Annotated in this window: 23 protein-coding genes and 1 tRNA gene; 13 read left to right on the plus strand and 11 right to left on the minus strand. The window is 60.8% G+C overall.

What is annotated here, in order from left to right; translation table 11 throughout:
• Position 1: 1 nt before the first annotated feature.
• Genes ACNO8X_RS04835 through ACNO8X_RS04855 form a run of 5 tightly spaced genes read right to left on the minus strand, consistent with a single transcriptional unit; the run spans position 2 to position 5,070 of the window.
• On the minus strand, positions 2-832 hold the full coding sequence (locus tag ACNO8X_RS04835; RefSeq protein ID WP_418004385.1) for an ABC transporter permease: 831 nt from the start codon (positions 830-832) through the stop codon (positions 2-4).
• Positions 829-1,755 carry a glycosyltransferase gene (locus ACNO8X_RS04840; RefSeq protein ID WP_418005782.1) on the minus strand — a complete coding sequence of 309 codons (927 nt, stop codon included), beginning with the start codon at positions 1,753-1,755 and terminating at the stop codon, positions 829-831. The genes ACNO8X_RS04835 and ACNO8X_RS04840 overlap by 4 nt, the downstream gene beginning before the upstream one ends.
• Before the next feature lie 5 nt (positions 1,756-1,760).
• On the minus strand, positions 1,761-2,564 hold the full coding sequence (locus tag ACNO8X_RS04845) for an ABC transporter ATP-binding protein (RefSeq protein WP_043402619.1): 804 nt from the start codon (positions 2,562-2,564) through the stop codon (positions 1,761-1,763).
• Positions 2,565-2,567: 3 nt separating this feature from the next.
• On the minus strand, positions 2,568-3,095 hold the full coding sequence (locus ACNO8X_RS04850) for a bacterial proteasome activator family protein (protein ID WP_418004386.1): 528 nt from the start codon (positions 3,093-3,095) through the stop codon (positions 2,568-2,570).
• A 13-nt stretch (positions 3,096-3,108) separates the two neighbouring features.
• Positions 3,109-5,070: a DUF6541 family protein gene (locus tag ACNO8X_RS04855; protein ID WP_418004387.1), complete on the minus strand. Its 1,962-nt coding sequence runs from the start codon at positions 5,068-5,070 to the stop codon at positions 3,109-3,111.
• 111 nt (positions 5,071-5,181) lie between these two features.
• Here ACNO8X_RS04855 and ACNO8X_RS04860 point away from each other — a divergent pair, with 111 nt between their 5' ends.
• The gene (locus ACNO8X_RS04860) at positions 5,182-6,378 is read left to right on the plus strand and encodes a cysteine desulfurase-like protein (protein WP_418004388.1); all 1,197 of its coding nucleotides are present in this window, start codon (positions 5,182-5,184) and stop codon (positions 6,376-6,378) included.
• Here the strand turns inward: ACNO8X_RS04860 and ACNO8X_RS04865 are convergent, their stop codons facing one another.
• Both ACNO8X_RS04865 and ACNO8X_RS04870 read right to left on the minus strand, forming a co-directional pair.
• A complete protein-coding gene (locus ACNO8X_RS04865) occupies positions 6,379-6,777 on the minus strand; it encodes an acyl-CoA thioesterase (protein WP_418004389.1) in 399 nt (132 codons plus the stop codon).
• Between the two features lie 9 nt (positions 6,778-6,786).
• Complete coding sequence (locus tag ACNO8X_RS04870; protein ID WP_418004390.1) at positions 6,787-7,758, minus strand: NAD(P)H-quinone oxidoreductase; 972 nt, start codon at positions 7,756-7,758, stop codon at positions 6,787-6,789.
• 64 nt (positions 7,759-7,822) lie between these two features.
• Here ACNO8X_RS04870 and ACNO8X_RS04875 point away from each other — a divergent pair.
• Positions 7,823-7,912: transfer RNA gene (locus ACNO8X_RS04875), tRNA-Ser, on the plus strand.
• Between the two features lie 24 nt (positions 7,913-7,936).
• Here ACNO8X_RS04875 and ACNO8X_RS04880 read toward each other — a convergent pair.
• Both ACNO8X_RS04880 and ACNO8X_RS04885 read right to left on the minus strand, forming a co-directional pair.
• Positions 7,937-8,128, minus strand: coding sequence for a hypothetical protein (locus ACNO8X_RS04880; RefSeq protein ID WP_418004391.1), 192 nt, complete (start codon positions 8,126-8,128; stop codon positions 7,937-7,939).
• Positions 8,129-8,138: 10 nt separating this feature from the next.
• A complete protein-coding gene (locus ACNO8X_RS04885; protein ID WP_418004392.1) occupies positions 8,139-8,837 on the minus strand; it encodes a zinc ribbon domain-containing protein in 699 nt (232 codons plus the stop codon).
• Between the two features lie 312 nt (positions 8,838-9,149).
• Between ACNO8X_RS04885 and ACNO8X_RS04890 the strand changes: the two genes are divergently transcribed.
• The 9 genes from ACNO8X_RS04890 (at position 9,150) to ACNO8X_RS04930 (ending at position 15,698) form a co-directional block, all read left to right on the plus strand.
• Positions 9,150-10,175: a hypothetical protein gene (locus ACNO8X_RS04890; protein WP_418004393.1), complete on the plus strand. Its 1,026-nt coding sequence runs from the start codon at positions 9,150-9,152 to the stop codon at positions 10,173-10,175.
• Between the two features lie 12 nt (positions 10,176-10,187).
• Entirely contained in the window at positions 10,188-11,201 is a 1,014-nt protein-coding gene (locus ACNO8X_RS04895; RefSeq protein WP_418004394.1) for a hypothetical protein, read from the plus strand.
• Positions 11,202-11,875: 674 nt separating this feature from the next.
• On the plus strand, positions 11,876-12,373 hold the full coding sequence (locus ACNO8X_RS04900; RefSeq protein WP_418004395.1) for a hypothetical protein: 498 nt from the start codon (positions 11,876-11,878) through the stop codon (positions 12,371-12,373).
• Positions 12,370-12,849 (plus strand): DUF6985 domain-containing protein, encoded by a 480-nt coding sequence (locus tag ACNO8X_RS04905; protein ID WP_418004396.1) that lies wholly within the window; start codon positions 12,370-12,372, stop codon positions 12,847-12,849. The genes ACNO8X_RS04900 and ACNO8X_RS04905 overlap by 4 nt, the downstream gene beginning before the upstream one ends.
• Positions 12,850-13,158: 309 nt before the next feature.
• Positions 13,159-13,569, plus strand: a complete 411-nt coding sequence (locus tag ACNO8X_RS04910) for a hypothetical protein (RefSeq protein ID WP_418004397.1) — start codon at positions 13,159-13,161, stop codon at positions 13,567-13,569.
• A 173-nt stretch (positions 13,570-13,742) separates the two neighbouring features.
• On the plus strand, positions 13,743-14,363 hold the full coding sequence (locus ACNO8X_RS04915) for a hypothetical protein (RefSeq protein ID WP_418004398.1): 621 nt from the start codon (positions 13,743-13,745) through the stop codon (positions 14,361-14,363).
• A 108-nt stretch (positions 14,364-14,471) separates the two neighbouring features.
• Positions 14,472-14,906: a hypothetical protein gene (locus ACNO8X_RS04920; protein ID WP_418004399.1), complete on the plus strand. Its 435-nt coding sequence runs from the start codon at positions 14,472-14,474 to the stop codon at positions 14,904-14,906.
• A gap of 6 nt (positions 14,907-14,912) precedes the next feature.
• Positions 14,913-15,278, plus strand: a complete 366-nt coding sequence (locus tag ACNO8X_RS04925) for a DUF2185 domain-containing protein (protein WP_418004400.1) — start codon at positions 14,913-14,915, stop codon at positions 15,276-15,278.
• A gap of 69 nt (positions 15,279-15,347) precedes the next feature.
• Positions 15,348-15,698 (plus strand): histone-like nucleoid-structuring protein Lsr2, encoded by a 351-nt coding sequence (locus tag ACNO8X_RS04930; protein ID WP_418004401.1) that lies wholly within the window; start codon positions 15,348-15,350, stop codon positions 15,696-15,698.
• Between the two features lie 16 nt (positions 15,699-15,714).
• Here the strand turns inward: ACNO8X_RS04930 and ACNO8X_RS04935 are convergent, their stop codons facing one another.
• Both ACNO8X_RS04935 and ACNO8X_RS04940 read right to left on the minus strand, forming a co-directional pair.
• Entirely contained in the window at positions 15,715-16,590 is an 876-nt protein-coding gene (locus tag ACNO8X_RS04935; protein WP_418004402.1) for a DNA adenine methylase, read from the minus strand.
• An 85-nt stretch (positions 16,591-16,675) separates the two neighbouring features.
• A complete protein-coding gene (locus tag ACNO8X_RS04940) occupies positions 16,676-18,157 on the minus strand; it encodes a hypothetical protein (RefSeq protein ID WP_418004403.1) in 1,482 nt (493 codons plus the stop codon).
• Between the two features lie 481 nt (positions 18,158-18,638).
• On the opposite strand from ACNO8X_RS04940, the gene ACNO8X_RS04945 reads away from it, so the two are divergent.
• Both ACNO8X_RS04945 and ACNO8X_RS04950 read left to right on the plus strand, forming a co-directional pair.
• A complete protein-coding gene (locus ACNO8X_RS04945; RefSeq protein WP_418004404.1) occupies positions 18,639-20,318 on the plus strand; it encodes an ATP-dependent nuclease in 1,680 nt (559 codons plus the stop codon).
• A gap of 136 nt (positions 20,319-20,454) precedes the next feature.
• Positions 20,455-21,504, plus strand: coding sequence for a DUF4365 domain-containing protein (locus ACNO8X_RS04950; RefSeq protein ID WP_418004405.1), 1,050 nt, complete (start codon positions 20,455-20,457; stop codon positions 21,502-21,504).
• Positions 21,505-21,554 lie beyond the last annotated feature (50 nt).

The raw sequence follows: 21,554 nt of genomic DNA on the forward strand, positions 1-21,554 counted from the left end.
CCTACACCCAGTACGGCACGCGGGCCCGGTACTGCCGCATCGCGATCGCGGCGACGACCCAGCCCAGGATGGTCAACGTGATCACCACGACCCAGTGCCGCAGTTCCTGAGGTTCGCCCAACAACGGCGCGCGGACGATGTCCACGTAGTGCAGAAGGGGGTTCAGCTCAATGATTTTCGCCCACGTGCCCGCGCCCTGGAGGCGCAGCGTCTGGTCGTTCCAGATGATCGGGGTGATGTAGAACAGCAGCTGTACCAGGCTCGCCAGCAGCGGGCTGATATCCCGGTAGCGGGTGGCCAGGATGCCGAAACACAGGGCGACCCAGACGCAGTTGGCGACGATCAGGGCCAGGGCCGGGATCACCGACAGGTCGGCCCAGGACCACGGCTTCGGGAAGATGATCGCGATGATCACGAAGATGATGATGTTGTGCGCGAAGAGCAGCACCTGGCGCCACACCAAGCGGTAGACATGCACCGACAGTGGCGTCGGAAGTTGTTTGATGAGGCCCTCATTGGCGATGAACACATCAGCGCCTTCGAGGATCGACGCGTTGATCAGGTTCCAGATGATCAGGCCCAGCGTCACATAGGGCAGGTGCTCGGCCAGCGGGAGGTGGAACAGCTGGGAGTACAGGCCACCCAGCGCCACGGCCATGGTGCCGGTAGCGATGGTGATCCAGATGGGACCGAGCACCGAGCGTCGGTAGCGCTGCTTGATGTCCTGCCAGCCCAGGTGCAGCCAGAGTTCGCGCTTGCCGAAGCCGCTCACCAGGTCGCCCCAAGCGCGGCGCAGCGTCTTGGACTGCGCGGCCGCGTCGGTGAACGTCATCGCTGTCCTCCTGAAATGGGTCCGCCCGAACCGGGCCTGCTGAACTTCTCGTCTCGTCCCAAGCGGCGCAATCGCATCCAGTCGCGCAGCCCCGACGGATCCCGCCGGGTGATCAGGAAGTACCAACCGAACCGCACCCACTCCTGGGGGACCAGCTTGCGCATACCCGGCTGGGACTGCAGATATCCGCGGTTGCGGTAGGTGAAGTAGCGCTTGGTGGCGTCGTCGGGGTACTGCGTGTGCATGCGGCCGCCGAGGATCGGCTTGAACTCGTCGGAGCCCTGCGGGTGCAGGTACACCGCGCCCAGACAGGTGCCGAACGGCAGGCCGGAGCGGACGAGCCGGCGGTGGACCTCGACCTCGTCGCCGCGGACGAACAGCCGGATATCCGGTACGCCAACGGCTTCCAGTGTCGCGGCCCGGAACAGCGCGCCGTTGAACAACGACGCGATGCCGGGGAGCAAGTCGACCCCGGCATTCTTATCGACCTGCAACTCGGAGACGTGCCGCCGCCACACCAGCCCGCGGCGCAACGGAAAGGCCAGCCGCGCAGGCTCGTTCAGGTCGCACACCATGGGCGACACCTCGGCCAGGTCGTGCTTCGCCGCGCAGTCCAACAGTGTCGCGAGGACCGACGAATCAGCGGGACGCCCGTCGTCGTCGGCCAGCCACACCCACTCGGCGCCCAGCGCCAGCGCATGCAGGATGCCCAGCGCGAAACCGCCTGCGCCGCCGAGGTTTCGGGCCGAACCGAGGTACGTGGTCGCGACCGGCTGGGATTCCACCAAGGTCCGCACCGCGGGGTCGTTGTCGTTGTCGACGACGATCACGTGATCGGGCAGTCGCGTCTGAGAGCACACCACGGCAAGGGATTTCGCCAACAACTCCGGACGCCGGTGGGTGACGATCACCGCGCACAACATGTCGGTCACGTCTGGCGCTCGCGCTCGTTCTCTTCGAGCACCTCGCGCACGTGCCGTGCCGCGTCGTCGCCCTCGTAGGCGCGGACGACGTCCTCGATGCCGCCCGTCATCCGGATGGTGCCGTGGTCGACCCACATCGCGGTCTGGCACAGCCGGGCCAGGAATTCGTTGGAATGGCTTGCGAAGACCAGGATTCCGGACCGTTCCACCAGGGCTTGCAGCCGGGTGCGGGCCTTCTTCAGGAACTCCGCGTCGACGGCGCCGATGCCCTCGTCGAGCAGCAGGATCTCGGGATCGATGCTGGTGACCACGCCCATCGCCAAGCGCACGCGCATACCCGTCGAGTAGGTGCGCAGCGGCATCGACAGGTAGTCGCCGAGTTCGGTGAACTCGGCGATCTCGTCGACCTTGGCTTCCATCTGCTTGCGGGTCTGGCCGAGGAACAGTCCGCGGATGATGATGTTCTCGAATCCGGAGATCTCGGGGTCCATGCCGACACCCAGGTCGAACACCGGGGCCACCCGGCCGCGCACCGTCGCCGAACCGCGCGTCGGTTCGTAGATGCCCGACAGCAGCCGCAGCAGCGTCGACTTACCGGCGCCGTTGTGCCCGACCAAACCCACCCGGTCGCCCATGTTGAGCGACATGGTGATGTCCCGAAGTGCTTCGATCACAACGACATTCGACTCATTGCGGTTGATCCCGCCGCCGGCCTTACCGAGGAAGGCTTTTTTCAGCGATCGGGACTTCGCGTCGAAGATCGGGAATTCGACCCACGCGTTCTGTGTGGAGATATGCGGCTCGGACACGGTCTACAGGTACTGGCCGGTGCCGGAGTGGAACGGGCCACGACCGCCGTCGGCTCCGGGCGGCAGTGCGCCCTGGCGCATCTGCTCGAGCTGCGCGCGGGCCGCCATCTGCTGGGCGAACAGGGCCGTCTGAATGCCGTGGAACAGACCCTCGAGCCAGCCGACCAGCTGGGCCTGCGCGATGCGCAGCTCGGCGGCCGACGGCACCTTGTCCTCGGAGAACGGCAGCGACAGCCGCTCCAACTCCTCGGTCAGTTCGGGAGCCAGGCCGTCTTCGAGCTCCTGGATGCTCGACCGGTGGATGTCGCGCAAGCGGTTTCGGCTGGCCTCGTCCAGCGGCGCGGAGCGTACTTCCTCCAGCAGCTGCTTGATCATGGTGCCGATCCGCATCACCTTGGCCGGCTGCTCGACCAGGTCGGTCAGCGATTTGCCTTCGTCACCCTCGTCGGGGTCCTGCCCGAGGTCCCCGCCCAATGCCAGGTCCCCGCCGATGACCTCGATGTTGTCGTCGTCTTCTGGTTTCAGCGTCATGCCTGCACTGTTCCTATCTGTTCGCCGGTGCGGCGGTGTCGCCGCGCCACTCGTAGATGCGGGACCGCCCATTGTCGTAGATCTTCGCCCACGACTTCGACTTATCCAGCGACACTAGTCCGTCGGGCATGACGAACCCTTTGACGATGGTCGAGCTGGTGATCACGTATCGGATGTTCAGGGCACGCACGGCCTGCGCGATCCGCGGATCGGTGTCGGCGTCGTCGGCGTAGGCCCAGAAGATGAAGCGGTTGTAGCCCGGGCCCTGCTGCTGCGGATAGTCGTAGTGCGTCCACAGCGGGTGCAGGCCTGCGACCGCATACATCCAGGACGTGCCGTCGGTGTTCGCGTTGCCGATCAGGGTGTCCTTGGCGCCGGGCAGCGTCGCCAGATAGGCGAAGGCCTCGAGGTTCTTGTCGTTGACCATGATCCGGTCGTACTTCTGGCCGATCAGATAGCGGTGCCGGGGGAAGTAGTGCCAGGCCAGCACGAGGGTCGAGACGAGGAGCAGCGCCACGGTGGTGACGGCCCAGAACCGTTCGGTGCGGGGTGCCCGCTTCTGCAGCCAGTCGACGACGAACTTGACGATGGCGAACAACGCGATCCCGGCGAACGGGGTGATCAGCAAGGTCACCACGGCAGACAGGCGGCGCGGGTCGCTGTAGTAGAGGTCTGCGTATGTCCCGATCAGCGCACCGATCGGTCCGCCGAAGGGCGCGCCGGAATGCACGATCGCGATCATCAGCACCGCCCAGACCACCGCCGGCCACCAGACTCGTTTGAGCAGCAGGATCAGCCCGCCGATGCCGCCGAGCGCGATCAGGAAGTTCTGAATCGGGTAGTCGTTGAGGTGCCGCGTGTGCTGTACGACGGCGTTGAACAGCACCCGAAGTCGGCTCTGATGAGTGACGAATGCATGCCCGACGATGATGTCCGCTTGCGCCAGCACCGCGATGAACTGGGGAATCAACAACAGCAGTGACGGCACCGCGACGGCCAGCAGGCTCACGAAGTCGGTGACCCGGCCGCGCACCGGATGTCGGAGGGTGTCGCACAGCCACCACGCGCCGACGAAGGTGACGACGACGACGCCGCCGGTGATGTGGGTGGAGAACACGCCGATCAGGGCGATGACCGCCAGCGGAATCCGGTCCCGGTGCCGCAGGCACGACATGATCAGCACCGTCGTCGGCCCGGCCAGACCGTAGGCCACCAGGTTGGGGACGGCGGCGACGTCGAACTCGACGTAGGGGAGTGCGGTGAATGATGCGGCCAGAGCGCCCGCCGCGGCGGCAGCTCCGGCGCTCCAGCGCTGGCAGGCGTAGGGCCGAACCACGGCCCAGGTCAGGCTCGCGGCGCTGACCGGGAACAGCCAGACCGAGGCCGCCAGTGAGGACACGGTGTAGGCCGTCGCGGGGGCGGCGCCGGTGAGTTGGCACAAAACCGCGGCGAGAGCGTGGAACGTCGACGGGTAGTAGAGCAACGCGTGGGTCTCCACATTGCGAAGCTCGCCCATGTGCATCGGCGAGGCCTGACCGACGTCGAGAATCCAGCGGATGGTGTTGCCGTGCCAGACCGAGTCCCAGGTGCTCGGAATGGATTGCCAATGCGGCATGCCGACGATTGCTGAAATTGCGATCGCCGCCACACCGACGCCGATGCCGGCAGCCACGAACAGGGCCGGGCCGCGGGTGATGGCGAGTGCTTCCGCCGCGGTGTCGCCGAAGCGTCTCAGGGCACGACGAAGCCCGGCAACCACCGCCACCACGATGACGAATGCCAGCAACGCTGTCCAGCCGTTCCACGGAACGCCGACGGCACCGAGTGGGATGACGGCCAAAGCTACGATGCCGTAGGTCACTGCGGGGCCGACTGCGATGGCAACGGGCCAGGTTAGCTGTGCTGCACGGGCGGTGATTGCTCCAGGGATCACCATGATCAACAGGGCGACAAGGACGCCGGACGCCAAGCTCACTGCACTAGTATGGCTGTTCGGGTGGCCCGGCTTTCGCCGGCGTGTGCAGCGGGGCACGCCCGCCGGAAAAATTTGGCTGGCAGGCCTGAATCGCTCGAAGGTTGGCATGGCATGGCATACGACGTCGCCCGGGTGCGCGGTCTGCACCCGTCACTGGGCGGCGGGTGGGTGCACTTCGATGCGCCGACCGGAATGCTGCTGCCGGACTCGGTAGCGACCACCGTTTCGACCGCTTTCCGCGGTTCCATGTCGTCGGCCGCCGGACCGCACCCGGCCGCGCAGCGCAGCGCCGCGGTCCTGACCGCCGCGCGCCAGGCCGTCGCCGATCTCGTCGGTGGCGATCCGCGCGGCGTGGTGTTCGGTGCCGACCGTGCCGTCCTGCTGAACTCGCTGGCCGAGGCGTCGGCATCGCGGTCGGGCCTGGGCTACGAAGTGGTTGTCACACGTCTGGACGACGAAGCCAACATCGCACCGTGGTTGCGGGCCGCAAACCGCTATGGCGCCAAGGTCAAGTGGGCCGAGGTCGACATCGAGACCGGCGAACTGCCCAGCTGGCAGTGGGAGACGCTCATCACCCGGCCGACCCGGTTGATCGCGATCACGTCGGCATCGTCGAAGCTCGGCACCGTCACCGATCTGCGGCCCGTGACAAAGATGGCGCGGGAGAACGGCGGCATGGTCGTGGTCGACCACTCTGTGGCCGCGCCCTACCGCCTGCTGGACATCAATGACGTCGACGCCGATGTGGTGGCGCTGAATGCGATTGCGTGGGGTGGCCCGCCGATCGGTGCGCTGGTGTTCCGCGACCCCGCGATGATCGACACCTTGACGACCGTTTCGCTCGATCCGAACGCCACGGGAGCCGCGCGCCTGGAAGTCGGTGCGCACCAGTTCGGACTGCTCGGTGGGGTCGTCGCCAGCATCGAATACCTGGCCAACCTCGACGACGCCGCAACCGGCTCCCGCCGCGAACGGCTCGCGCGCTCAACGCAATCGGCCGAGGCCTACCTGAGCCGGGTGTTCGGGTACCTGCGCAACTCGCTGCGGTCGCTGCCGCTGGTGATGGTCCTCGGTGCGCCCGAGGCCGGCATTCCGGTGCTGAGCTTCGCCGTCCAGGGCGTGCCTGCCGACCGCGTGATCAGCCGGCTCGCCGACAACGGCGTACTGGCCGTGTCGGACAGCAACTCTCGGGTGCTGGAGGCCATCGGCGTCAACGACATCGGTGGCGCCGTGACGGTCGGTCTCGGGCACTACACGACGACCGCCGAAGTCGATCAGCTCGTTCGCGCGCTGGCGTCGCTGGGTTAGTTACTTGTAGTCCAGCGCATCGAGCAGCAATTGCGGCGGCTCGATCTTGCCGGAACCGTCCGTGGCGATGCAGACGTAGACGGTGCGTGCGGTGACGATGGGCTGTGTGGCATCGCCCGCGTGGATGAGGAATTCGACGGTGAACGAGGTACAGCCCCGGGCGGGGACGGTCACGTCGACGTGGATCTGGTCACCCCACTTCAGGGAACCGGACCAGTCCAGTTCGGTGTGGACCACCTGAGCGTCGACGCCGGCGTCGAAGACGTCGTGCCAGGAAGCCGTCTGGGCGACGAACGCGCCGAAGGCCTCGTCCATGTAGGCCAGGTACCACATGTTGAAGACCACGCCCTGCTGGTCGACCTCCAGATAGCGGACGGGCGCGGTGTAGGTGAACGTCACTACGCGAACCTAATCGCGCACCTGCAGAAGCACTTTCCCTGATACCGCACCAGCCTGCAGGAGCTGATGGGCGGCCGCCGCCTGATCGATGGGTAGCTCGGCGCCGATGATCGGGCGCACCCGCCCGTCGGCGATCATCGGCCAAACATGCTGTACCACTTCGGAAATCACGGCGGCCTTGCCGGACGGCCCGTCGACGGGGCGGGAGCGCAGCGCGGTGGCGATGACGCCGGCCCGCTTGCCCAGGAGCTTGGCGATGTTCAGTTCGCCCTTCACGCCGCCCTGCATGCCGATGATCACCACGCGGCCGTCGGGCGCGAGCGCGTCGATGTTCCGATCCAGGTACGAGGCGCCCATGATGTCGAAGATGACGTCGGCGCCGCCCACTTCCGTCATTCGCTCGACGAAGTCCTCGTCGCGGTAGTTGATCAGGATGTCGGCACCCAGTTCGCGGCAGAGCTCCAGTTTTTCGAGTGACGCGGTGACCGCGACGCGGGCGCCCAGCGCGTGCGCGACCTGGATGGCGTGCGTGCCGATGCCGCTGGCGCCGCCGTGCAGCAGCACCAGCCGTCCGGCCTGCAGGTGGGCGGTCATGGCCAGGTTGGACCACACAGTGGCCGCGACCTCCGGCAGGCCCGCCGCGTGATGCAGGCTCACGCCTGCCGGGATCGGCATGACCTGGGCCGCGGGGACGGCCACCTTCTCGGCGTAACCGCCGCCGGCCAGCAGCGCGCACACCTGGTCGCCGACCGCCCAGTTCCCGACGCCGGCGCCGACCTCGGAGACGACGCCCGAAACCTCCAGTCCCAGGATGTCGCTGGCCCCCGGCGGCGGCGGATAAAGGCCGGCGGCTTGCAGCAGATCAGCCCGGTTCACTCCCGCGGTTGTGACGTCGATGACGATCTCGCCGACCGCGGCCGTCACGTCCGGTACCTCGGACCATGCCAGTTGACCTGGGGATTCGACGACGATGGCGCGCATGGCCGCAACGCTACACACGGACCCGACAGGCTCGCGCGGGGCTGGACCCCTTAGGCTGTTCGGCGGTGGCGTGGCAGAGCGGCCTAATGCACTCGCCTTGAAAGCGAGAGTTGGTTAAACCCAACCGGGGGTTCAAATCCCTCCGCCACCGCCAAATGCTCGACCTTCGAACCCAGCGTCAGCTGGGTTCGCCTTTTTCATCAAAACTGATCAGAACGGCGTTCTGAGCGTGCCGCTTTGCCTCCTGGACCGCTTTCTCGCCGCGTGATAGCAACCCAGGGATCGGTAGGCGTCCGTCGGTGCCGGTGTGTGCAAGATCGGCGTGTAGCGCGTCCTCGGGCCGGACTGCAGCTTGTTCGTTGCGCTTCACGCTGGAACCTTCACCACGTGCCATCAGCTGCACGAATGGTTCTTGCAGTTCGGCGTAGTCGACGCTGCCGCCCTCTGCGATAGAGCCGGGTGAAGAAGCCTTGGTTGAACAGACGTCGTTCACGTCTCTCCACCGTTTCGTCGAGCTCATAGCAGTGCGTCAGCATGAGAGCGGCATCAAGAAGACGGGTGAGTTCTTCTTCGGACTGCGCGACCGTGTTGGCCCGGGTGTCCGCTTCGTGTAGCTCCAGGGTGAGTTGACCCATCTCGCGTTTGAGCATGTCGAGGGGTACAGCGCCGGCGTAGTGGGCTTCGAGGAGTTTCTGGCGTTCGTTCTCGAGCTGTGTGTGCTGGCGGCGGGCTTCGGCGACGTCGCGCGCCGCCTGTTCGGTTTGTGTGGCGAGTTCGCGGAGGATCGGCTGTCGGATGAGTGCCGCTCGGTCTTCGCTGAGTTGCAGCGAGCGGTAGAAATCGATGACGCCATCTTCCACTTGCTTGACCGCGACATATGGTCGGGAGCACCGGTTTTGTTTGTCCCGACGGCCCATGCAGAAGAAGTAATCGTAGGTGCCGCCGCGCCCCGTGTTCCTCGAAAAAATTAGACGTTGGCGACAGTTACTGCACCAAACCGCGCCTTTCAAATATTGGGAGTGGCAGCTTTCTTTTTCGCCTGCGTGGTTGTGGGCCTTCAAGACGTCTTGAACGCGCAACCAGGTGTCGACGGATATCAGCGGTTTGTGCGTGCCTCCTTGATAGACGCCCCTGAGCTCTGCGTTGGTTGGTCCCGGATGTTTCTCACCACCTGCTGTTTGCGAGGCGATCGCCTACGCCGCTCACACGCCAAACTGAATCGTCCACTCAGCGGTAAACGCACGCCCTCATCCATGTCGGACCCGCGAGCTAATGTCACGCTGGCAGTAGTCGCATCCAGGGGAGGGCATGTGGGCGAACATCGGGATGAAGCCGGACGAGGGCGAAATCTCCACGGCATCCGGGCTCTTGTCGAACAACGACGGTCGTGCATGGTGGCGGCGGACTTGGCGGAGTTGCAACTTGGTCGTGAGTTGGCGTTGTACGCCGAGTCGTATGCGGTATCAGGTAAAGAACTGGCGAGCGTGTTTGGGCTTCGGGAGTCAACGGTCGTGGAGTTGCAAAGTCATTGCCGGGGGAAAAATACGGCCGTGAATATTGACGGAACGATTCCGTCAATAGACTATTGGGGAATCCCTGAAATGGCCAAGCGCTATGGCCCGGTAACCCGCGTGATTGGGCATAAAGGATCGGATTTGGTTCTGTACGAGTCGGAGTTGGGAATACTGCCTTTCCGTCGGTCCTCCGAACGTATCAACGGGTACTTGCATTGTGAACATATGCTCATGCGTTTCGGTGACAATGCATGGGTCCAGATCAAGGGAACCGAGTACGGATATGGTGGCGTGGGACCGACCACCGCATTCCGAGCATTACAGCTAGCGGGCTTGCCAGAAAAAGCCGCACAGACTGTCTTCTCTGAAGTGGGCATCAACTATGACATCGATGACAATGGCGCGGTTCGGGAACGGGAATTTCAAGAATGCCCGCCCGGCCTGCCAAAAATGGCGAATGACGGCACTCTAGTCGTAGTTATTCGTGGCTTCAGCTGGAATGATTCTGCACTCCACCAGATGAGCTGGTGGTTTGATTATCTCAATCAAGAAGGAATTTCTCTGCCATGGAATGATGGACCTCTGCGCGTCAGTCTCTATGCGAGGCGCGCGGACGCCGCTCAAGTCGGATTTCGCACGTCTGACGGTGATATTCCGCAGTTAGTCATTGAACGGGGCGACCTTCAAATATGGCTAGTGGAGTTCGTTAAGGATGATCCTGCCGTATGGATTCCACGTCAATTCCGTCGGTATTTGACGATGTTGAACCTTTTGCCTACCGACGTTGTCGCCCTCGATGACGCGTCGCCCCGACAGCGTTGGCTGGCCAGCCACGCCAAACGCCGACCGCCGATCATTCGGCTCAGCGTGGAACAGGCCACCCGCGTTCCTAACCTCGGATAAGGAAGCCGTGCCATGCTGCCTTCTCACACTGATCCCGTCTTGATTGCTGGTCTGGGTGCATGCCTGTGGCTTGCCATCTGGTTCGGAGCACGCGATACGGAATTACGCAAAGGAATCATCGCTATTGGGTCCCTCTTTGCAGTGACCGGAGGATGCGGTGCGGTGCTGGTCACCAGCCAGAGCATTGCGGCTCCGAGTCTGTGCGGACAGGGGCTCGCGCCGTGTGGCGACCTGGCGCGGGGATTAAGGTCGTGGATACCGATGGCGGCTTCGCTGGCCGCGGTGGGACTGCTGGCTTTCCTGATGAACACTGCGGCGGCGCAGGAACGGATGGGTCATATCCTAGAAAATAAGAAGGACGCAACCGCTTTTCAATACGGCGTAGCGCTCATTATGCGCATACAGCCGATTCTCGTCGGCTTCGTCGGCGTGGCGACATTATTTTGGTCGGGTGACCGAACCTCGGGGCTGGCTGTGTTAGTCATCATGGTCCTTCTGTTCGCTCTCTACGCAGGGTCATTGTTTTTCGTCTTGCGACTCGTGCTGGGGATCGAACAACTACATAAATATGTGAAAGCTGCCGGATTGATATACGCCGTCGCGCCCGTAGTTCTTGCCATCACGTTGCTATGTAATCTAAATACATTCCATCTGCGTGAAGCCCTTCAAGTTGACGGGGGTGACTCTCGTTATTTTGCCCTACTTGTCAGTTTTGTATGCATTTCAGGCTACGCGCTATTTGGTGTTCTTCTCATCAAGAGGCTGCTGAAAAATCTGGAAAGTGTCAGCATGCTGACCGCGGGCTGGGTGGGAGCGGCGTCACTGGATCAAAATATCCTGTTTAGCAAGTTGCGTGGAGCGCAGCGCTCTGCTCACGCCGTTGCCGTCATCGCGATAGGTATCGCTGTCGGTTTCCTTCCCCCGGCTTTTCAATTACCAGATGTGCTGGGGATGATTATCGGCGTCGGATGCGTTGCACTCATTAGTTTTCTCGACGCGGAGCTGGCGTCACGACATCTGGATTGACTGGTACGAGCATAAGATGGCGTGATTTAGCCGTGTTAAGTTCCTCGCATGGGGAATCTGGACTCGGGGAATCAGCGACCGCACTGGACGGCGTACGGCACTTTTCTAGCAGCCCTGGCAGCAACGGCTGCCGCGTTCGGGGCCGCCTGCGCGGCCTGGGTGTTACCGGCGGCAATCGACGGGATAGTTGGTGGTCTTGGCGGCGCAGCTCGCCCTCTCCATCAGGTGGCGTGCATGGCCTACAGCGATTTTGTGCTAACCCAAGCCCACAATGGCTATACGCCCGAGCAGATACAGCACGTGCTTGATTACGCCGCCAGCCATGCGTCGGCCGACGACCTTCCAACGGAAGCACCTGCGCTACCACCTTCGTCAGTTTCTACGCCAAACCAGACGGCCTCCGCCGCAGCGCCGACATCAGCGCTGCCGCCATCTCCTCCGTCGAGTCGTCAGCGAGAACACAACCTGCCACCAATCACGGACGCAAAGGCGTGTGGAACACCCGCCGAAGTGCTTCAAGCTGCTGGTATCGGCAAGCCACCGAAGTAGCCGTCCAAAACTAGTGCCCGGCTATTTCCGCGCCTGATGACTGGTCTGCTGAGCGCGTAGTCGCAGCGATGATGGAGACGCTCGCCGCGAACGAACTTGATGAAGTGCCGCACTAGCCTGAAGGAATGCAGATGGCCGCAAGACTTGCGTGGGTCAGTCAGCACATGTTCGAGTTCCTAGAGAACTACCGAAATGTCGTCGTCCCGGCACCGGAGATGGACGGCGTCGTACTGACATGCCGTCTTGCCGACGGCATCGCTGGCGACGGCGTCCCGCAGGATGCCCCTGCGCAGCTGCGCGAGCTATGGTCGCGGACATCCGGCGGCCCACTCCTGGTGGACGAACAGTTCGGCATCTGCGGGTTGATGTTGTATAGCCCAGAGGAGTCGAGGAACCGCGCAATTGAACGTGCGGAGGCAGGTTACGAGATTTCGGCAGAAGACTGGGTACTGGGCGAATTCGTTGGCGACACCGACATGCTGGTCATTGACGGCGACGGTGCGGTGCTGATTTCAACGGGTTCGTATGCCCGTGACAACTGGTATCGGTTCGAGTCACTCTCCGACGTGCTGAGTCGATATGTGGAGGAACACGCCGAGAAGTATTGGGAACGAGTTCCGTGATTGACGCCGTGCTCGGAAATCTTGCCTTTACCGAAGCCCGCGGGTGGGAAGGTGTGTACACCTTTGCCTGCTTGGGACGCGAAGTGACAGTGCCGCTCGTGCTCGGCGGTTGGCATGAGGCCGAGCCGGTCGAACCACTGCAGCGAGAAGCGGTGCAAGCGTTCAACTCGCGTAAGGACGAGCTGTGCGCCCAGGCCGAGGATGCGCTGTACGCCGAATACCTTGAGCGTCGTCCCGGCTTGCGTGAACAGTTCGGTGACGCTGCGGACAAACTCATGCCGATCATCAGTGACAAAAGCGGCTTGACCCAATTGTTCATGCCGACCACGCTTTTCGTTCCGGTTCCTGTTCGCAACTCCGATGAGCGCGTGATCGGGCTGTTGTTCGACTGCACGTGGGAACCAGAGCTGGGCGTGGCTGCGAAGTTCGTCGATGAGAAGGTCGCCGAAGTCGGTCCGCAGGACATAGTTCTCTAACATGATAGCGGCGTCCCCCGTCTGGGCAAGCAAGTCGTTCATGAACGCGTTCTGGATCGCTATCGGCGAGACACCTGAATGGATTGCTACGCGCACCGATGCACTGGTGGCGCAGCTCGGTGTGAATCTGCGGATCACACACTGGGACATGCCGAGGGGCACCGTTGGGAGAGCTGGGAGGGCACCCCCGAAGCGTTGGCCGACATCGTTCGCAGAAACCCGGTACGTGAGGCACTACCCGATGGGGAGCGAGGTGAGCCTCTGCCCGGGGAGGGTTACTCGCTGGTCTTGATGGGTGTCGGTCCCGCCATGAGTGCCAAGGTCGCGATACATGCTTGGCACCTCGGTCTCGGCCGGCGATTGCCTGCGCGTCACCTCCACATCGATTTGTGGGAGACGACGCCCGGCAGCGTCACCAGCGAAACCGCTGACGCGGTGTGTGGGGCTGCGGCGTCCACGTGGCAGCCGGCGACGCTGACGCTTACCGACTCTGCGGCCAATCGCCTTGCGCGGCGTGGCAACTGGAAGATCGGAGCTGGCTACCGCACCTGGATCGGTTCCGAGGTCGGGGCGGTCAATCACGTTGCCGAGGGAGTCACGGCAACGGAACTGGCTGGGGGGACATTGATTTCAGCGCCCGATGATTGGCCCGCTGAGCGCGTGGTGGCTGCGTTGACGGAGACGCTGGCTGCGAACGGGCTGGACGAAGTGCCGCACTAAGCGGCTCCGAAGGGAGGGATGACATGGGCTACTTGGTGGGGCAGCTGTTCTTTTTGTTGGTGGTCGCTGCGTTGATAGGCGGCGTGATCTGGGCGGTGGTGGTAAAGCGAAGGCCTCGCCCTCCTCTGCAAGAAGATGACGACGATTGGTGACGCGGGACTCGAGGACCTGACGTGGATTATTCCTTCGACCCGCTGGTCCGGTCGTCGGACGATTGGCGGCCGAACCTCTTCGGCGGCTACTTCGCCGATCAAGGTTGGTGTGGTCGCTCGCTCAATGGTGGGCTCCTCCGGTTCCACGATGCGATGTCAGCGCCGATCGGCCAGGAGCTAGTCGATGCGATGTTTCGCACGAGAGGCCTTGTCGCAGACGTGTTTGCATTCGACTGGCTGGCTCGGCAGTATGCCGTCACGAGTCGGCTCACCCCCGAAGGCATGCCTGACCGCACCGAATCAGCTCGAACGGTCGTGGTCCTGGACGCCTTCGATGGTTCGGTGACGCCGTGGGTTGATGTTCATCGATTTGAACAGGCGCTCGGCACGACGATGGCCCAAGACTTCTTGTTGCCCAACTTATTTCAAGAGTGGTTGGTCAAGGTTGTCATCGATCGCCTCGAATTCGACTGGTGTGCCGGTGCCAACGTTCCGGCTTTCTATGGTGGGAAACGTGAACTGTCTAACCTGAACCACGATCCGATCGAGGTTTACCTGCACTTCACCAGGCAGCTGTGGGACCACGGGAACGAACACGGACCCGGTTCGCCACCGCCGCACGTCAGACGAGCGAACACTTAGGAGGCGCTGTGGGTTTTACGCTCTTGCGGATTGTTGAGGTCGATGAGGCGGTCGGACCGAAGCCGTGCCCGCGAACGCGCTCGACGAAGTGCCACAGTGAGCGGCTCCATGACTGACCAACCGCCGTACCTGGTACGAATAGGCCTCATCCAGGAACACGCTGGCAAGCTACTGTTCTACATGCTGCCCGAGGACGGCTGGACGCACCGGACTTTGGAGTATCGGAAGGCTGGTCCAGTTGGTGAATCACTGCTCACGGTCACCTTCCCCGATGGCCGAACCGAGTCGCTGGAGGTCCCGAGTGAACTCATTCGTGTGATGAACGAGCTGCGTCACGAAATGGCGAGCCTGGGCAAAGGTGCTTGGTTATCAACCGTTTTGAGCGTCACTAGTGGGGGAAACTTCAGATTCTCGTTCAACTACGACGATAAGCCAGCCTGGTTCGCCCCGGTCGAGGATGCGTTGTACATCGAGGACTTGAAGAAGTATCCGCGTCCGCCGGAAGCGACTCCGCCCTGGTACCCGAGAGTTCCTGAGGCGTAGCGAATTATGGCCGACTACATCGAGTTCATCCCCAAATCGGGCGCCTGCCTAGCAACGGAAAGCGTGCTGGAGCGTCGGGGTCAGGTGCGATACATGGTGCGCTACCCGTCGACCGGCGGCGCCGACAACGGCTGGGCCATCATGAGCGACATCGACACCAGCGAATACCTGGACGACAGGAGCAACTGGCGGTTTGTGGCCTTCAACGACGTCTGCAACATTGAGCCGGCATTGATTGGCATCTACGACTTCCCGGTTGGGTCTGAACTCCAGATCATCCGCGATGACCGAGGTATTCATATCGTTGATACGCCAACTGGGCGCGAGATACCGCATGAGGAGTTCTATGTTCCGCCGCAGCTCCGCACCTAGATTCAAAGGTGCTCATTAAATCTCGCTGGTACAGTGTCAAAAAACTGCCAGCGGAAAAAGGATTGATTAATGGCCGAGCGTATTCTTCGCCAACTGATTGACGATATCAGTGGCTCCGATATTCCGGACGGCGCAGGAGAGCGGGTCACATTCTCGTTGCGCGGCGTCGACTACCAGATTGATCTGTCGGAGGCGAATGTCGCGAAGCTGGACAAGGCACTGAAGCCCTACGCTGATGCTGCCACTAAGGTTGGTGGACGACGCGGCCGCCGAGGGGCCAAGTCTGCCAGCGTATCTGGTTCGACTTCGAAGGAACAGCTGGCAGAGATTCGTGCCTGGGCCCGTAAGAAGGGCTACGAGGTGTCCGACCGTGGACGGATCAAGGCCGAGATCGTCGAGGCGTTCGAGGCGGCCCAGTAGCCGCGAGAGTTGCCTGTTAGGCAACAACCCACCGACCTTTGGCGGTGGACAAAATCTGTAAGTCGTCGGGGACAGTGAGAGTGTCTGCGAACACTACAAATTCTGTGCCGACATGATTGACCTGGGCGGTGTGCTTTATGTCGAATTCCGCGCATCTGAAGTTGACGTAGAGTTCGTCCGTCACGCGATCGTCGGCATCGTAGGTCAGGAACCACTTCAACTTGGAGTGCTGCAACCTAGTCGCCAGGTCGTGATGATCTTCGGCGCTGAGCCGATCGAGATAAAGGTCATCACCTTGACCAAGGTACGGCGGGTCAACGTACACGAGCACGTCACGTCGGTGGGGGGACAAGGTGGCGAGGAAGTCTCGGGCATCAAGTTCGGTCAGCTCGACACGGCGCCGATATGAACCGATGTAAGCGATTCTCTCTGTGAGATTCTGGCGGTTGAAGCGAGCATCAATCTTCCATTGGCCAGTCTGCTCTAGGCCGCCAATGGGCCGGGCATTGAGTATCCCAGATCGGTTGCAGCGGTTGAGAAAAAAGGTCGAGAATCCCAATTCCAGATCGCAATGCCGCTTTGGGTGATCATAGATTTCGCGGGCCAGATACCAGGTCTCCAGAGTTACGTCGGTATCCTCGATTCGCTTGATTAGCCGCTTGGTCTGATTGAAGACACATCGCCAGAACGCTGCTATCCCGGGATTGAGGTCGTTGATGTGGATGGCATCGACATGCTCTCCGACAAGGAGTGTGAGCGCACTTCCTGCGCCCCCGGCGAACGGCTCAGCGTAGCGGCGCGGTCGGGGATTCTGCGATGCCAAGAGTTCCGCGGCGAACGGAGCGATGCGAGCCTTACCGCCAGGGTATCGGAGTGGGCTGATGTACCTCATAATGGCAATGGCCTTGATAGGCAACGCATCCGACCGCTATACACGTGTTGATGATATCGCGTCAGTTCGGTCGTGGCCACCACGCTCACAGTGCTGCGTCCAGGTCCTCCAAAAGTGGCCGATAGTGCTGGCTGAGTGCCCGTACGTCGGCTGGTCCCCCTCGCTGCGTGAAGCTGTGCACATACGCGTTCATCATGTCGACACCCAGCCCGTTGGCGGCGTTGTCCTTCTGACTATCCATCCACGCGGCTGCGAGGCGCGGCCCGCGGTTCTGTGAATGTTCGATCTGTGGGTCAAGATATATCAGAACGGTTTTTAGCTTATTCCGTAATGAAGAACGGCCGACCACGGTCAGGCCGAGTTTGTCGATTGCCTCAGTGACGCAGAGTTCGACGATAACGCGTGTCATGACGCCAGCGATTAACGTCATTTCATCAATGTCGAGCCGCTGTGCCTGAATGAGGGTGTCGGAAGTGCGGAGCTGGAACTTCGTGAGGCGTAAGCCCTGGAAGATACGTTGTTCGGATCGTGGTCGCTGCCGCCGCCCGGCGGGTGCGGCTGGAGGTGATGGTGGTGTCGGCTGTGGACCACCGATGGGCGCAGATGGTGTGCTTGGGCCGGTAGTCGGCGATGGCTGACCAGCTGGCGGCGGTGCGGAGTTGGGCAAACTCGGGGGACTCGAGCCATCGGGTACCTTCAGGTGCGCGATGCTGTCGATGTAGTTGCCGACCAGGTCCTGATTGTTGATGTCGCGAGCAGTCATGCCTTCGGACACATCGAAGATAATGCGGCGGAAGGCCGCGTGCACTGCCTGCTCCGGACCGACTACGCGGATCGCACCGCTTGCACGCTCGATCTTGTAACCGAACGCCTCTTGCATTTGCTTGGGCAGAATGAGACGCCCCAGGGTTGTGACACGGCGCCGCACCCGAGTGCCGGCTGTGTTGTACCCGCCACGGAAGATCGTCGTGAGATGTCCTAGCAACTGGGCATCGTTGGGGTATGCGTTTGCCATCAGATCGCGAAGCTGCAACGCGAGGCCAGTTTGCGAGCCTGGAGTGGGGTTGAACCTCTCGGACATATCAGTTGTCCAAGGGCTCAGACCGCGACCTTCGTTCTCGCCGGTATGGCGTAGTTCGATCCATCGTCTTGCCGATTCTCGGTTCTCGAACAGCGAGCAGGCAACGTCGTTGGGTCCGTCACCGTTTGCGGAAATGATCGCCTCGACGCGGCGGCGAATCCGCTGGTCATCAATGAGCTCTGGGGATTTGAGCATCTTCAACGCTGCCACCCGACGGTTCCCCTCTACCACGATGTACACGCCCGCTTCGAGGATCACCCCGGGGAGCTCGAACGGATTGAGGGTTCCGGACTCGGCGATGTCACGCGCGATGTTGATTTGCTTTGTCGGTTCGAGTTCGATCAGGGCGTTGATTGATTCCCGTGTGGTCTCGCCGCCCTCCTCCAGGCGTGGATTCTCTTCATCCAGGACCAAGTCCGCCCACGAAAGGACGACCAGCCGAATGTGTCCGAGTTCCGCGACCTGCGGCGCTGCCTCACTAGACATCCTGCTCCCGCCGAGTCTGCCCCAATGTCGAATGCGTGAGCTGCGAGTGTAACCAGCATGGTCACGGCACCGTCGGCCATTCGAGGACGGCGCGCAGGCTCAGACCAGAGTGTGTCGCCGAAGCTCATTCCAGTTCAATGGATGTTTGCAGGCGGTCTCCCGCGGCCACTTTATTGCGTTGCTTACGCGAATCGCCTGTTGCGGGATACGGCTTGCCGGGAAGTAAGGTGCCGTAGGCCAGACATAGCGTATGAATTTGCGCTCGTCACAAGGCCAGTCAGACAAGACTCGGTCGTTATGAACGGCACTGTTGCGATACGTAGGAGCAAAATCTGTTTATGCTCTCTCACACAGTCTCGCCGATCATCATCCGGCGCGGCGGTGATGATTGGCCTGGCATGCGCCCCGTGTCGGGGATCATCCTGACGAAAGGTGCGCATCTACGTGAACCCGTGCCGCAGCACTCACTCGGAGCTCGCTGATGCCTAAGACGCAACTCAAGAAGTTGTTGATCGAGCGTTTCCGAGCACTTCGCAATGTTGAAGTCGAGTTGGGGGACCGCATCACTGTCGTATGCGGGAAGAATGGTACATCAAAATCTTCGATTTTGGGTATCGCAGCGCAGATTTTCAGCTTCGAAAAGGACTATGTCACAGATACCCCGCTTTCATTTCAGCAAATCGCCGGTGGTGCATTCAAATCACTGTACAGCGAACATTTTCGAATGTCTGACACATTTGACGTTCCTGGATCGATGACCGTAAATATTGAACTGCACGACGGCTATACTGATAAAGCTGCTACAGCCAAACTCGGGCTTGTGCGGCGACAGAACAAGCCGCGGCCGGTGGTTAGGAATAACAGTACGGCATATGGCAAGCAAAATGCCAGCAGAAACTTCACGCATCCCGTCGTTTTCTTGAGTTTGAAACGTCTATATCCCATTGCGGCCCGCGAATACAACGTTGGGAACTTCAGATATCTGAACGACCATTCACAGGACTTTATTCAGCTCACCAACGAACTCCTTAATAAAGATTCCGCGCATGTCACTGGAACAGATGGAACCATCAGCTCCGCTGTAGCGCATGGTATTGACTACGATCAGGAATCCGTGTCGGCGGGCGAAGATAATGCAGGTCAAATTGCGCTAGCGTTGATGTCGTTCCGGAAGTTGAAGGAGGAATATGCCGATTACAAAGGCGGCCTGTTGTTGATCGATGAGGCTGACGCTGGGCTATTTCCGTCGGCGCAGATCAACCTATGGAAGGTTCTTGCGCGTGAGTGCGGCGATCTGAACCTGCAGGTCATTATGACTTCGCATTCTCCAGTACTAATAGAGCACGCCTATGAGCAGAGCCAACAATATCGAAGATGGTATAAGACGATCTATCTTACCGACACATATGGCGATGTTCAGGTCATGTCTGATTGGTCGTGGGCGAAAATAAGCGCCGACATCTCGATGAAGACTATTGTGGCTGAGCCCGGAATCTCGCTGCCTCATGTTCGTGTCTATTTTGAGGACAAGGAAGCCGCAGATTTCTTCGCGGCCCTTGTTTATAGGCAGCCGATCAAGAAATTTACAGCTCCATTGCCACAAATTACCATGGGTTGTTCGAATTATGTCCAATTGATCAAAAATAAGATTCCGGAATTCGCGCAAAACAGCATCGTTTGTCTTGATGGTGATCAGACTGAGGTAGTGGCAAAAACGGTGGTTGTGCTGCCTGGCGAGCTGCCGCCGGACCAGCTCATATTCCAGCATCTCTACAATCTTCCGAGTAGTGATCCTTACTGGGATAATGACCTGCAGTTTACGCGCCAAGTCTTCACAAATGCTGCTCGCGACGTGATCAGGGAGTTCGCTGTTACAGGCGCTGTAGTTGATGTCAAAGAACGTTTGCGTGCTTATGCCGGCACCAAGAAGCCACGTGAGGTCTTTAAAAAGTTCTACCAGGGTGAACAGTTCCGCCAGGTGATCGCGGCCACTGCGAAACCGTATAACCCGTGGGGTCATTGGATTCAAACAAACCCCGAAAAAACGAATGAATTCCTCGAGAAGCTGAAGGCCGCAATGCATGGAGCTATGCGTAACGGCTACAGCGTGGACGTGGGAAAATTGCAGGCGCTTGAAATCAAGCCGAAAAGAGTCGGCTAAATCCAGCGTGACTGAGATGTACCCCTGGAGTCAACTTGTCCGCGCGACTCGTTTCGCACTGTCGGGGTATGAACCAGTTTTGAAAACGTGTAGGACTGCTGCCGATTGCAGAGTCTGAACGACCCGCGAGAAGAGCATGGCCGACCGTAAGATGCGAGCGCGACAACACGTCACGGCACGAGTCGCAGTTAATGTCGTTCGTTCATTTCTCGAGGAGCGCGGCCAGATATATCACGAGGTCGATCAGGCGAACGACTACGGCAAGGACGCATACGTTGACGTCGTTCTGAACGGTGGCGTTACCGGCGATGTGATCGCGCTGCAAGTGAAGGGGGGACCTTCGTACAAGTCCAGAGCTGGTTATTTCATACCGTATGGCGCGGCGGACAAGGAGCTGTGGGCTAATTCATCGGTTCCCGTATTCGGCATCGTCTGTGATCTTGAGGACCGTGCGCTCTATTGGGTTTGTTTGACAGACGTCCTTTCGAAGCCCAACGTGCCTGGCAAGGGAAAGATCGCGGTTGACGGTCGGCTCGCCAGCGACACTTGGCATGATTTCCTTTCGAACGCGCTGCACGAATCCAAACGGCGCGGAGCCGGCCTTTTGGGTATTTACTCGCGCGATCCGGATCAACAGCTAGTTGCTATCCGAGACGCGTTCGCGATTGGTCGGCACGATGCGCGCGCGATGATCATGCTTCGGCGATCCTTGTGCGAGCTGGATGAGCGAACGCTGCCGTATGCCATTGACGCTCTCGCGCACTGCGTCCCGTTTCACCCGGACATAATGTGGCACTCTATGAACACGGTGTTGTATTCAGTTAAGGCAGAAGTATGCAGGGAGTTCAACTGGACGCTCGACGACGCATTCTTGCTATTGCGCGCCGTGGATTCTGAGGAATTATTCCGGCGAGGGACACTGGGTGAACATGTTTACCTCCTCCTCTCTGAAGGCTGGCTACCCGACGTCGTCGACCTCTTCGCTCGGACTTTGTCGCGAGCTGTGGCGGTTCGGGATGACGATGTCGCATACAAGGTCCTGATCCTTCTGCAGTATCAAGCTGGCGAAGATGCGCGCGAATTGCTCCAATCGGCAATGGATAAGCACACAGAACTTCAATCCATTCCGATGGTGCTTGAGCTTGTTAGCGCGGTAAGGGAGTTTGGCTGGGTGGACATCGAGTGACGGATTTCGAGGGGAATGAGGCGGTCTACGATTTTGCTGGCCAACCTGTC

This window comes from Mycobacterium sp. PDNC021, from assembly GCF_048282635.1.
GTDB classification, from domain to species: Bacteria; Actinomycetota; Actinomycetes; order Mycobacteriales; family Mycobacteriaceae; genus Mycobacterium; species Mycobacterium llatzerense.